A 12,509-nucleotide genomic window follows, 5' to 3' on the forward strand; every position below is an offset into this window, starting at 1 on the left:
CCGCGCCCCCTCCCTCCAGGCTCCCTCGGCCCCCCCGGAAAGGCGGCGACGGCCACCGGTGTTAGGTTGATCTACTCCATGGCACTGGACAGCATTTGGGCCTTGCGGCGCAGAACCGATCCGTGAGATTTTCCGTGGGGAGGTCACAAAAGGCGACGAACTAGACAGACCTGGTCCGGCGGTCTCGGTTGACCAATCGACTGATAGTTAGCCAGGCAAGGGCGCCAGAAGCACACTCACAATTAAGGGACCCGCAGAACCGAAAACGAGGCCTCCGACACAATATGAATAAGAGCGAATCTTTAATTCGGCTCCAGCGTCAGATCGACGCAATTGCGGACGTTCGAAGGGCCGGCCGCGGCAGCCCAGAATTTACAAAGTGGCACCGGCACACTGCTGTTGTCATCGGCAAGATCTTCGGTGAAGATCATGAAAACGGCGAACGTTTCAACCAGATCTCATACACCCCCGCCGCACTGGGCAGCCGTGGTACGACCCAGGTCTTCGAACAGCGGTTTCTCAATGGGCTTGGAGATGCACAGGCCGTTCTTGAGTCGATGATCGCCGAGATCAAGGACTTCTGGTCGGATACGACCTTCGCTACCGCTGAATCGCCAGCGCGATCCACAGCACAAGACGAGTCCGCCCAGTCGGTTCACGTTGTTATTATCTGCGCACTTCACAACCCCGAACTGGACAAGTTGATGCGCACAAGTGGAACGGGCTGGAGTCGAATGCCGGCGACGACTTCAGACCCGCACACGTACCACACAGCAACCGTAACAACCGATGCCGGTACGCAGCTTCACATTCTGGCGGCTGCCCCGAATCAAATGGGCTCAGCTGCCTCGGCCGTTCTGGCCACCAAGCTTACGTGGCGTTTTCGTCCCCGCGTCGTCACTATGGTAGGAATCGCCGCAGGAATTCGAGCGGGCTCTCAGGGCTTTGGCGACATACTCGCTGCCGAGCAAACCTTCGACTACCAAGCGGGCAAGCTGACCTCCGATGGAAGAAAAACCGAATTTCAACCAGATCCACGCCCGATTCCGATAAGTCCACGGGCGCTCGCAATTCTTAAGGATTGGCAACGCCAACGTCGCAATCTGGATCAGATCGCCGCAGGCTGGATAGCAGCGTCCCCTCCTACCCAACTCCGACTCCACGTCGGCCCCCTTGCCACTGGACCTTCTGTAATAGATGCGAAAGGACCAGTGGAAGAGATACTTCGGCACCAGCGAAAGGTAATCGGGCTCGAAATGGAAGCATATGGAGTCCACTGCGCCTGTCGAGAGGCCATTCAGCCCGAACCAATTTTCCTTTGCTTCAAGTCGATCTGCGACTTCGCACACAACAAGGACGATGGCTGGCAAGATTATGCTGCATACACAGCCTCGTCCTTCGCATGGCACTTTTTGAGGTCTGAATGGGAAAACCTCGTACCAAATGCTGGCTAACACGGAAACGCAGCTAACAAGGAGCCGATCGACTAGCACGGACAGAAATCTGATCGGCCAGAAAGGATCCCACGTCTCGCCATGCTTTCACCGGGGAACGTTCTTGGGGGTTCACAGGCCGAGTCGGACAAACTGCTCCAGCGCGCGTTCGTGGAGACGGCTAATTTCCGGGCCTTGGTGGACACCACCGACTTTCGAGTTGTCGTTGGTAGGCGCGGCACGGGCAAGAGCGCCCTTTACAAGCGTGTTGCTGAAGAGCTGAAGCACAACGATCGTATCGTCCTCCACTGCGAGGTCCCGCGAGAGCATGAAAATCTTGCGCTGCAGGCTTTTTTTGAAGCCATTCAAGCGGACTACCGTTCCACTCGCGCCGCAGCACGTTTGCTATGGAGAGGCTACGTTCTCCTGATACTTGCGCGTGGCCTCTTAGATCACTTCAAGCTTCGCCGCGTGCAGATTAACGACGAGATTCAGGACTACATCTCTTCCCACGCTTCGCTCCAAAAGGTTGACAGTGCTTACGGCTACGCATTGCGTGTACTTGAGGGGCACAAAACGGCGAGTCCGAAGACGCTGCCAGGACAAATCGCCTCTGACCTAGATCTCGAGACGCTTGAACATGTCGTTACGTCTGCGCTTGCCGAGACCCGACGCCGAGCAGTCTTACTCTTTGACAAGCTTGACGACGGGTGGCGACCAACGGCAGTGCCAACTGCACTACTGGGGGGTCTTATTCTGGCGGCAAGCGACTTTAGCGAGCGACATGCTCACGTTCACGTCATCGCGTTTGTGCGTGACAATATGTTTCGAGCCCTCGCCTACTTTGACGACGACTTCTCCCGACATATAGAGGGCGCCGATTTGCGTCTGCGGTGGGACGGCCCGACACTTCTCCATCTCATCGCGGAGCGCATTCGGGCTAGTCAGGATCTTAAGACGGAGAACGACGTGAAAATCTGGAACCGCTTCGCTCAACGTGGAGTTGAGGGTCGAGAAGGGTTCGAGCGGTGCCTCCACAGTACGTTGTATCGCCCGCGGGATTTGATTGTCCTCCTCAATCGCGCTTACTCGGTCGCAGTCGCCGCAAGCAGGTCACAAATCGTCGATACTGATGTTGATGTGGCGGCGCGCATGGTCTCTGCCGAGCGTCTTGATGACCTATTCAAAGAGTACAATGTTGTTCTGCCGGGACTGAGATTGTTTGCAGAGCTATTTCGAAGCAAACGAGCTGTCTGGACGTATGGCGATGCACTCATCTTGCTGGACGACGCGCTTTCTCGCGAAACCTATACCACCGAAGCGGCACGCGACTTCGCAATATTCGGAACCGCAGGGGAGATTTTTATGGCTTTGCACGGCGTTGGCTTCCTCGGCTTCCAGCCGGAGCCGTCTTCGCCCTACGTATTCTGTCACGACGGCGCGCGCTCCGATCTTGCGAACATTCCGCTCACAGCTCCCGTGGCCGTTCATCCATGTTATTGGAGAGCGCTGGACATTACCGAAGGAACAGCTGACATTGAGCTCGTCACGCAAGTCCATGACGAATACAACGATGCTAAGGCGGCTGGCATGGGGGCTGAAGAGTTTCAGGACCGCCGGATACAGCGTCTTGGCGTGACGGTTGAAGAACTGCATCGAATCGCAGAAGGAGACGCGGGGGCGCAGGCATTTGAAGACTGGGTTCTGCGAGCAATCAAGATTGTCTTTGCAGGTGCGCTGAGCAACGTGCAGCATCAACCAAGCGTTGTGGCAGCACAGCGCCGCGATATCGTTGCAGCCAATTGTGCCAGGGACGGTTTCTGGCATCGAGTGCTTCTCGAGTACTCCTCTCGAGAAGTGGTTTTCGAGATCAGAAATTATTCAGATCTATCAATCGATGATGTTCACCAAGCACTATCGTGCTCCGGGCGCGACTACGGTCGATTTGTTGTTATTGTGTACCGAACGGAGAATGAGGGCGCCACTGAAAAGGAGAGAAGCTGGCTGCAAGAAGTATATACTCAGCGCAACGTGTTGCCCTTTCTTCTGCCGGCGAGCATGCTGAAGCGTTTCGTCTCCAAGTACAGGGGAAGAAGCCGAAGGGACTACTGGGAGAGTCATATGATGAAGAGGTTGGACACTCATCTGCGGAATTATATCGGTGTGAAGTCACCGAGAGACAAGTCTCGAAGCCGGAGCAGTTAACCTCCTCAACCGTCGTAACGGGGCGCAAGGCTGGGGCGAGCACGATCATCGCCGCTTGGCGGAGTTCAGAAATGCATTCCTCGAGGAGCTTCGAACGCCACAGGACGCTGACTAGCAAGAAGTTCGTGCTGATGGTTGGGCTCCGCCCGCCCACACCACAATTCTGCGTTCGACAATCCACCACGCGTGTGCCGAGCACCGGAAACATCGTGTTGGTGCGGATATCACGCGTCGCCGGAGCGAGACTCTCCTGTGTCGCTCGAAACGAGGAGAGTGGACTCCGCCCGCGATCTTGAGTAATGATGTGAGCTGCACATCGATCGGCTGGTTCCCAGTTCCACCAGCCGAGCCGAAACGCGTAGCCAGGTTTGCGGGGCGCCCCGCGCCGGGCTCATGGATCAGACGCAAATCCCCTCTCGCCTGGAGAGCACCGCCGATGAAAGCCAACGCCGTCCCGCTGCTCGCCATCTTCGAGAAGAAGATGCGCCTTGAGGTTCCCCTCTTCCAACGGCAGTATGTCTGGAGCCAAGACGACCAGTGGCTGCCCCTCTGGGAGGACATCTGCCGGAAGTTCACCGAGTACCTCGAGGGGAGGAAGGACGCGCCGGTCCACTTCCTCGGGGCCATGGTGCTCGACCAGAAACAGACGCCGACCACGCACGTCGAGAAGCGGCAGGTCATCGACGGGCAGCAGCGGCTCACGACGCTGCAGATCTTCCTCGCGGCCTTCCGTGACCTGTGCCGCGAGAGCACGTGCGAGGAACTGGCCAAGGAGTGCGATTCCTTCACCCTGAACAAAGGAATGATGGCCGAGCCCGATGCCGACCGGTTCAAAGTTTGGCCTACCCTGCTCGATCGTCAGCAGTTCAAGGACGTTATCGGTGCGGGCTCACGCGCTGCGCTTGAGGAGAAGCACCCACGGCAACGACGCAAGTACCAGCGGCATGACGACCCGCGGCCGCGCATGGTCGAGGCTTATCTGTACTTCCACGATCAGCTCCGCGAATTCTTTTTCGGGGTAGGAGGGGAGCCGCCGATCGCCGCGGATCAACCGCTCGCGGTGCGGGTGGAGGAGTGCTTCCAGGCCCTCAAGAACGCGCTGCAGGTGGTCGTGATCGATCTCGAGGGTGGTGACGACGCGCAGGTCATCTTCGAGACGCTGAACGCCCGCGGGGAGCCGCTCCTGCCCGCCGATCTGCTGCGGAACTTCATCTTCCTACGGGCAGCGCGCCAGGGCGAGTCGCAGGAGGCGCTCTACGAGGAGTATTGGCGCAGGTTTGACGACGACTTTTGGCGCCAAGAGGTCAAGCAGGGGCGCCTGCTCCGGCCGCGCAGCGACCTTTTCATGCAGCACTTCCTGGCCAGCCGCCAGACCGCGGATATCCCGATCACGCACCTCTTCGTCGAGTACAAGTTCTGGATCGAGCGGAAGAGGCCCTACGCCACAGTGCGTGAAGAACTGGCGACGCTGGCTCGCCAGGGTGACGACTTCCGACGGATCATTGATCCGAAGAAGGACGACATCCTCTTCCCGCTGACGTCGTTCCTCGACGCGTTCGACATCCGTACCGCCTATCCGCTGCTGCTCCACCTCCTCGATGCCCGGACGACCGAGTCGCACTGGCGGCAGATCACCGTCCTGCTCGAGTCGTATCTGTTGCGACGGGCGGTGTGCGGCCTAAACACCAAAAACTACAACCGTGTCTTCCTTACGCTGACTCGGAGCTTGCGGCGGGATGGGACCACGCCGGAGAACGTTCGCAAGCACCTGGCCGAGCTCTCCGGGGAGTCGACCGGGTGGCCGTCCGATGACGAGTTCCGGACGGCCTGGCAGGAGCGCGCCACATACCAGACGTTGGCCCAGCCCCGGGTTGTACACATCCTCCGGCGGCTGAGTGACGCGCTGCTGAGCGGCAAGAGTGAACGAATCAGCATCGACGGACCGCTTACCATCGAGCACATCCTCCCGCAAAGCTGGATCGAACACTGGCCCCTGGCAGACGGGACCGCGGGGATGACCGCCGATGAGCTCGTCAGTAGCGATGCAACCGATCCTCGGGCCGTCGCGACCCGCCGCAGAAGCGCCGCGATTCACACCCTCGGAAACCTGACTATCCTCACGCAGGCGTTGAACTCGACAGTCTCGAACAGCGCATGGAAGGTCAAGAAACCGGAACTCCTGGTTTCCTCGTTGCTGCCGATCAACCAGCAACTGCATACGTTCGTCACTTGGGACGAGTCCAGCATCGAGGTGCGCGGCAGGGCGCTGTTCGACGTAGCGCTGAAGCTATGGCCGGGTCCCACGGCTGCGTAGCGCTCATTCGGACAGCGGTAGGCAGCGACGCCCATGCCGAGGATAAGAGCTGACGGGCGGAGGACCGGCGACTTGCTCCGAGCCCCGCTCCTCCTTGTTCCCGAGCAACTCGCTGCACCCGACCGCGCCGGACAGCGCCTTCGAGGAGGAAGCCCGGCATGCCGCCAGCGCAGGCTTCGACGTCGGCCGCCCCGTTCGGGATCGGGCAGCGGCAGTGCATCGGCAAGGAGTTCGCGCTCATGGAAGGGCAGCTCATCCTCGCGCGGCTCCTCCAGCGTTACAGGATCAGCGCGGTGCCGGGGCGGACGACGCGGCTGCATGTCGCGACCACGCTGCGCACGTCCGGCGGCGTGTGGCTCCGGCTGGAGCCGCGCGCGGGCAGATGACCGGCGGCGCGGCCAGCTCGGCCGCGGCGACCGGCGCCGTCGCCTGCACCTCCTCCGCAGGCTTGCTGCAGGCAGACGGCCCCAGGGAGGAGGCACGAAGTGCCAGCATGACAAACGGACCGAGCGGCGCATGGGGAGCACGTTCTTAGGCAGGCGAAAAGCGACATCGATCAAGCCGCGGCCGTGGTACAACTTCTGGTCTCCGACAGCGAAGCGGGGCGATGGATCCGACTTCGTCATTGAAGACAAGGAGTACATTACCGACAAGCAGGGCCACCTCTACTACGGCACGATGAGCGGCACACCGAACAACCCAACGGTGCACGGCGGAAAGTACGTGCCCACAACGCCGAAGTGATAGCCCTATGCCTGTATGGCCGATCCTACCTTCGCCGCCTCCGCAGCAAGCGGATGTGGACCGCGCCCTCGGCAGCGCGACGGCGGCGTGGCTCGTCGCGAACGATCGCCGCCGCGTTCGCGTCGCTCGTTCGGAGCTCGACGCGCTTCGCCCGCTGCTTCGCCTCCGCGGGAATACGCCTCCGCACGGCGAGGGCGCAGATCTAGAAGCGGACACGCTGGGGCCGGTCACGGTGGAGCTCGAGCGCCATGGGCGGCCAATCGCCGCGCTGCGCGTGGGTGCTGACCTATCGATCCAGCTTGCGTGGGATACCGCCGCGCACGTGGACGCGCCTGCCGCGCTCCGCGCCTGGCTCACCGCGCACGGTGTAGCCGTACCGCGCCCCGAGCCAGGACGCGGCCAAGCGCCCGCAGGCTCGGCGTCCGGAGGTGCGCTCGTTCCTCAGGGGACAACCCTCGTTGCCGCAACGTCGTCGTCCTATCGCCGCCTTTGCACGGATGGCAGCCGGGTTTTCGCCATCGACGGCTGGCGGCTCGTGCGGCTGAAGAAGGACCACGGGGTCCTTGAGGTGCGCCCGGTCTTCAGGCCAGACACACCTATCGCGATCCGCAATCGCGCGGTGCTCTTGCTCGACCCGAGCGGCCGGCGCTGCATTGTGACGGAAGAGGGTGAGTCTCGCCCAGACCTGCGACCGCTCTGTGGCCTGCCGGCGGCACGCCTTCGCCATGCGCTGCCACGCTTCACGGAGGCGCGCGACGCGGCGCTCGCCCGCCTCGTCCCGAACGACGCCGACCTGCTCCCGCTCGACCCCGGCTACGACGCCTGCGACGCCTACGAGGCCTTTGGCGGCCCGCTGCCGGCCGCGCTGCGGCTGCGCTCGTTCTGGGGCTGCGACGTGCCGCGCGGGCTCCTGCACGAGGTGCCGAAGCGCGGCGCTCCCCGGAGCGTCGCGCTCCGCGGCCGCCCTGTCTGGCTGGGCGCGACCGAACCGGGTGTGGTCGTCGTCGTGGCGCGCGCTGACGACGAGGTGGCCGTGCTCGCGGTCGACGAGGGCGGCCCGGCCCGCTCGCTGGGCGCGTTCCGTGGCCGGGCGGACGGCGTGCTCGCCGCGCTGCGCGTGGGCGGCGAGGCGTGGCTCCACCTCGCTGCGCCGCCCGGCGACGTCATCGTGGCGCTGGAGGGTGCCGCCGGCGCATGACACCACTGCAGGGGCACCTCTACTGCGGCACGGTCAGCGCCCCGCGCGCCGGCGACGATCGATGAGCGCGGTCACGATCGGGAACAGCGGCAGCGCCATCAGCACGTAGAACCCCGGCTCATCGAACGCGGGCCCGCGCGGCCGGTAGATGCCGCCGCTGAGCAGACACGTCGCGAGGTACGCCGCCAGGATGCCCGCCCCGCACAGGCTCCACAGCCGCAGGTCGATCGGCGCTGGTGACGAGGCACGCGCGGCCCGCGGCGTGGCGTCCGGCGCGTCGAGGACGCCGCGCCACCGGTCGACGTCCCACAGCGCCAGCCCGACCAGGCCCGCGAACATCAGCGTGACGACCGTCGCCGTCGGGACGACCGCCGTGCTCCAGCAGAACGCCAGGATCGCGCCCGTCACCGGCAGCGCCAAGAATGCGCCGGCCGTCGCGAACCGCTGCGTCATGAGCAGCGTCGCGGCCACCAGCTGGACAACGCCCACGAACGTGTAGAAGTGCCCGGTCGCGTGGAACGCGTGCAAGAACTCGTGGAACGGGCCTTGATTCCCCGGGTCCGTGAACGGCTCGCCGAGGATCTTCTTCAGCCCCGCCGGCAGGAACGCGAAGCCGATCAGGATGCGCAGGTTCACCACGGCGAGGTGCGCCCACCGGCGCTGCCGGAGCCAGGCGACCATCGCCTCGATGCTGTCCATCACGGAGTCCATGGGCCGCGCAGTGTAGCCGCGCCGCCGCGCCGCGGCTCTGAAACCGTGGAACTCTCGGCCGTGTCAAGCCTCGCAGGGACGGCGCCGGGCGAGCCGTCTATCGCGCATCAGGTCCTCCGGGCTCGCTCGCCTCATGAGCATGAATACGACCCTCATTCGAGCACAAGCGCTGCGCGCTTGCGGGTAAAAGATGAGGAGCAGAGAAGAGAGAGGAGCGGCGAGGTGATGATCAGGGGGCGCGACGGACTAGGGGGTTGCTGCGCAGCAGCCGTGGTGTTGGCGCTGGGTCAGGCGGGCGCGATGGAACCGCCTCCCGGCTCCGCGCCGCAGATCTCGCCGGCACCACCGTCTCGGCCTGCGGCGGCGGACTCGACCACGGCGCCGCCGGTCGTCGACCCGCCGGCTGCCGGCGCCGCCCCGCCCGCGCCGCTCGCGCAGCCTGCGGGCGAGGCGGGGGGCGTACCATCTCAGCCTCCGTCCGGCGTGAGGAGCATGCCAGAGGCGGGGTACCCGCCGCCCGGGTACGCCCCGCCGCCCGACGGTTGGCGCGCTGGCCCACGGCAGCCCGGGAATCACGGCCCGGGCACGAAGCGCACGTCGCGGCGCGTCTGGTATGGCTGGAAGCACGTCATCGTGCTCGGCGGGAGTCTCCTGCTCGTGCCCGTCGCCATCGGCGCCGAGACCCCGGAGCTCCTCGTGGTGAGCCTCAGCGGCCTGATGGTCGGCGGCCCGATCATCCACGGCGGTCACGACAATGCCGGCAAGGCCCTGGCCAGCCTCGGCCTCAACATCGGGGGCACGCTCGTCGGCGGCCTGATCGGAGCGGAGACCGCCGGCAAGGCCGATGAAGGTGACTGGTACGATCCTTCGGTCACTGGCGCGATCCTCGGCGGCAGCCTCGGCCTGCTCGCGGCCAACCTCGTCGATATCGCCGTCCTCCCGTACGAGGAAAGCGAACTGGAGAGCCATCGTTCCACCCGTCTCCGGCTCGAGCCCCAGATCGGCTTCGCGCCCGGCGGCCTCACCTTCGGCCTCGGCGGCACCTTCTGAGTCGCGAGCCGCTCGGGCTGTGGGGCCAGGGTCGAGAGGGTACCCTGGGCAACGGGGAAGTCCCCAGCGACCCATCGTCTCCCATGGGAGGATCGCCCGCGCAAAGCCACTCCGACCTGGTACGTTGCGCGGCAGGAGGCTGAGTCGATATGTTGTTCGGGGATCGACTGGATTTTGCCATCGAAGCGGACGTGGAGCCCAACCTGGAGCCCCCGAGCGCAGTGTGGGGGCGCATGTGCGTCTGGTGCCGCGGGGCGGCCCTCGGAGACCTCGGGGAGTCGCACTGTGCGCTGTACCCGGCTTACCTCTCCTTCCGATGGCTGCCCTCCAACCTCGACCGCGAGCTACCCGGGCACATGGGCCGCGGCGTGGAGGTGTCGCGGGCCGGGCTCGTTGCAGCCGCCGAGGGGTTCGCCCGCTGGTTCGAGCAACAGGCGCGGCGTCTGGAAGGCGGTCGGGTCTAATGCGTGCCGATGCGGCCCAGCAGGGGCTTGCTGACCGACGCGTGAGCGCGCTACGCAACCCCACGCGCGGCACAACCCCCGCCGTTGGGCGGGAAGAAGACAAAAGCTGGACTCTGCCTCGGCCGTGGATCTGGAGATTCTCATGACGACGCTGCAGGAGCTCCTTGGGATCGATCTTCCAATCATCCAGGCCCCCATGGCCGGCGTGCAGGGCAGCGCGCTCGCGGTCGCGGTCTCCAACGCTGGTGGGCTCGGCTCGCTGCCCGGCGCCGTGCTGGGCCCGGACGCCCTGCGCAAGGAGCTGGCAGCCATCCGAGCGCAGACGACGAAGCCGTTCAACGTGAACTTCTTCTGTCACACGCGGCCCGAGCCCGATGCCGAGCGAGAAGCGATCTGGCGTGCCCGGCTCTCGCCGTACTTCGCCGAGCTCGGCGTCGATGCAAGCGCCATCCCGACCGGCCCCGGTCGATTGCCCTTCAGCGATGAGGCCGCTGATGTGCTCGACGAGCTCAGGCCTGCTGTGGTGAGCTTTCACTTCGGTCTGCCCTCGGAGGCCTTGCTTTCGCGGGTGCGCCGCTGGGGCGCGAAGATCCTGTCCTCTGCGACGACGGTCGACGAGGCGCGCTGGCTGGAGGCGCGCGGCGTCGACGCGGTCATCGCCCAGGGCATCGAGGCGGGCGGTCATCGCGGCAGCTTCCTGTCCGACGATCTCAGCGTCCAGCGCGGCACCTTCGCGCTGGTGCCGCAGATCGTGGACGCCGTGAAGATCCCCGTCATCGCCGCGGGCGGCATCGCGGACGCGAGGGGTGTCGCAGCCGCCATGGCGCTCGGAGCGGCCGGCGTACAGATCGGGACGGCCTACCTGCTGTGCCCCGAGGCCACCACGAGCAGGGTGCATCGCGCGGCCCTCGGGAGCGCCGCCGCCAGCATCACAGCGCTCACCAATGTATTCACCGGGCGCCCCGCTCGGAGCATCGTGAACCGCATGATGAGAGAGCTGGGGCCGATGAACGGCGCCGTGCCAGCTTTTCCGTTGGCGACGTCGGCCATCACCCCCCTGCGCGCCAGGGCCGAAAGCCAGGGCAGCGGCGACTTTTCGCCGTTGTGGGCGGGGCAAAACGTCAGCGGGTGCAAGGAAGTGCCAGCGGGCGATCTCACGCGACAACTCGCGGGTGCACTCCCAGGTACACGCTGACGCCGCCCAGCCTGCCCAAGGATCCGACGGGCGCCTGCGGCGTCCGCGGCTCATCGGCGGACAGTCGGGTGAAAGGCTCCTGTTCGTGTATCCTGCAGCGACCATGTGCTGCACCTTCTCCCCCGCGAGGCTCTCCAGCACCCTCCTCTATGCCGGCGATGCGCAGTGGAACGGCCTTTACGTCCACGTCCTCGCCTACCAGAACACGGCGTCGACCTCCGGCCCGAACGCCATGATCCTGCCGATCCCTGCCGGGCAGCTATGCGGTGGTGCTCGCCGAGTCGCCGCGCGCGGTGCTCTCCGTCCTCGGGCAGGTCCCGGAGCCGAAGCGGCCTGCGCTCAACGACCGCATGCTTCAGGCGTTCGAGGCCTACTACCCCGGCTGGCCGGTGGCGGTCTGTTGCTGGAACGGCGACCTCCAGCCCGAGCCGCTCCTGTGGTGGTACGAGCCCACGATGAGGCGGGTGCGCACCGGCCGCTCTTGCCCGCGAGCGTGCACGGCACGTGGCTGCAATCCCGGATGATCAACGGCGACTTCTGGTCGCGGCGCGACCAGCTCGGCGGGCCGGCGCTGCGTTGCGTGCCGGGCGACAGCGCGGGCGCGCCGATCGCGCTGAACGGCTGGGAGGGACCTCCACCGCCCTGGCTGCCGCCGGAGCCCATGGCGCCAAACTGGAATCCGCCGCCGCCCCGCCCGCCCATGCCGCCGCCTCCCGACGGAAAGAGGTACTGCTCGAACTGTGAGTTCTTGCTCGATGCCTCGGCGAAGCTCTGCACCATGTGCGGAACGTGGATGGATGTCGAGGGAGCAGCCCAGCGCTGAGCTCGGCGGCCGCGGGCATCTGGCCCCGCACGCTTCGAGGATAGGATGGTGGGATGATGCGTGTGATCGTCGCCGGCGCTGTGGCATGGACCAATGTGGAGGCGATCCGGCGCGAGCTGGCGAAGCTTCCGGTGGGGGCGACCGTGATCCACGGCGACTCGCCGGGCGCTAACGCGTACCTCGCGCAGCAGTACGCGGGAGAGTTGCTCATGCGCCTCCGCCCACCGTGCTCCCGTTTGCCCCCAGACCTGCTTCGCAGCGTTTTGCTGGCCGCAAGGAATGCCGCTGGCCGGTCGCAGCGAGCCGCGCCGCGCGGGTCTCTCGCGCCAGCAGAGGCGTAGCGGCCAGACTCCGCTGGGTGTCGGGATCGGA

12 protein-coding genes are annotated in these 12,509 nt (G+C 65.1%); 11 read left to right on the forward strand and 1 reads right to left on the reverse strand.

Going from position 1 to position 12,509, the window contains the following annotated elements; all coding sequences use genetic code 11:
• Nucleotides 1-284 precede the first annotated feature (284 nt).
• The 6 genes from ACSRUE_RS39070 to ACSRUE_RS39095 all read left to right on the forward strand — a co-directional run bounded on the left by ACSRUE_RS39070 (nt 285) and on the right by ACSRUE_RS39095 (nt 7,894).
• On the forward strand, nt 285-1,454 hold the full coding sequence (locus ACSRUE_RS39070; protein ID WP_441288003.1) for a 5'-methylthioadenosine/S-adenosylhomocysteine nucleosidase family protein: 1,170 nt from the start codon (nt 285-287) through the stop codon (nt 1,452-1,454).
• A gap of 81 nt (nt 1,455-1,535) precedes the next feature.
• Nucleotides 1,536-3,638: a P-loop ATPase, Sll1717 family gene (locus ACSRUE_RS39075; RefSeq protein WP_441288004.1), complete on the forward strand. Its 2,103-nt coding sequence runs from the start codon at nt 1,536-1,538 to the stop codon at nt 3,636-3,638.
• A 436-nt stretch (nt 3,639-4,074) separates the two neighbouring features.
• Nucleotides 4,075-5,952, forward strand: a complete 1,878-nt coding sequence (locus ACSRUE_RS39080; protein ID WP_441288005.1) for a DUF262 domain-containing protein — start codon at nt 4,075-4,077, stop codon at nt 5,950-5,952.
• 158 nt (nt 5,953-6,110) lie between these two features.
• A complete protein-coding gene (locus ACSRUE_RS39085; RefSeq protein ID WP_441288006.1) occupies nt 6,111-6,338 on the forward strand; it encodes a cytochrome P450 in 228 nt (75 codons plus the stop codon).
• Between the two features lie 130 nt (nt 6,339-6,468).
• Nucleotides 6,469-6,696: a hypothetical protein gene (locus tag ACSRUE_RS39090; protein ID WP_441288007.1), complete on the forward strand. Its 228-nt coding sequence runs from the start codon at nt 6,469-6,471 to the stop codon at nt 6,694-6,696.
• Between the two features lie 232 nt (nt 6,697-6,928).
• The gene (locus ACSRUE_RS39095) at nt 6,929-7,894 is read left to right on the forward strand and encodes a hypothetical protein (protein WP_441288008.1); all 966 of its coding nucleotides are present in this window, start codon (nt 6,929-6,931) and stop codon (nt 7,892-7,894) included.
• Nucleotides 7,895-7,927: 33 nt separating this feature from the next.
• Here ACSRUE_RS39095 and ACSRUE_RS39100 read toward each other — a convergent pair whose 3' ends face one another.
• A complete protein-coding gene (locus tag ACSRUE_RS39100) occupies nt 7,928-8,605 on the reverse strand; it encodes a hypothetical protein (RefSeq protein ID WP_441288009.1) in 678 nt (225 codons plus the stop codon).
• A 657-nt stretch (nt 8,606-9,262) separates the two neighbouring features.
• On the opposite strand from ACSRUE_RS39100, the gene ACSRUE_RS39105 reads away from it, so the two are divergent.
• From ACSRUE_RS39105 to ACSRUE_RS39125, 5 genes are all read left to right on the forward strand, one after another.
• Nucleotides 9,263-9,655, forward strand: a complete 393-nt coding sequence (locus tag ACSRUE_RS39105) for a hypothetical protein (protein WP_441288010.1) — start codon at nt 9,263-9,265, stop codon at nt 9,653-9,655.
• A 149-nt stretch (nt 9,656-9,804) separates the two neighbouring features.
• Nucleotides 9,805-10,119, forward strand: a complete 315-nt coding sequence (locus tag ACSRUE_RS39110; RefSeq protein WP_441288011.1) for a hypothetical protein — start codon at nt 9,805-9,807, stop codon at nt 10,117-10,119.
• 142 nt (nt 10,120-10,261) lie between these two features.
• On the forward strand, nt 10,262-11,314 hold the full coding sequence (locus ACSRUE_RS39115; RefSeq protein WP_441288012.1) for an NAD(P)H-dependent flavin oxidoreductase: 1,053 nt from the start codon (nt 10,262-10,264) through the stop codon (nt 11,312-11,314).
• Between the two features lie 266 nt (nt 11,315-11,580).
• Nucleotides 11,581-11,838 carry a hypothetical protein gene (locus tag ACSRUE_RS39120; RefSeq protein WP_437769269.1) on the forward strand — a complete coding sequence of 86 codons (258 nt, stop codon included), beginning with the start codon at nt 11,581-11,583 and terminating at the stop codon, nt 11,836-11,838.
• Entirely contained in the window at nt 11,835-12,137 is a 303-nt protein-coding gene (locus tag ACSRUE_RS39125; RefSeq protein ID WP_441288013.1) for a hypothetical protein, read from the forward strand. The genes ACSRUE_RS39120 and ACSRUE_RS39125 overlap by 4 nt, the downstream gene beginning before the upstream one ends.
• The last annotated feature ends 372 nt before the right edge of the window (nt 12,138-12,509 follow it).

The organism is Sorangium sp. KYC3313, from assembly GCF_052075895.1.
Classification (GTDB): Bacteria; Myxococcota_A; Polyangia; order Polyangiales; family Polyangiaceae; genus Sorangium; species Sorangium cellulosum_B.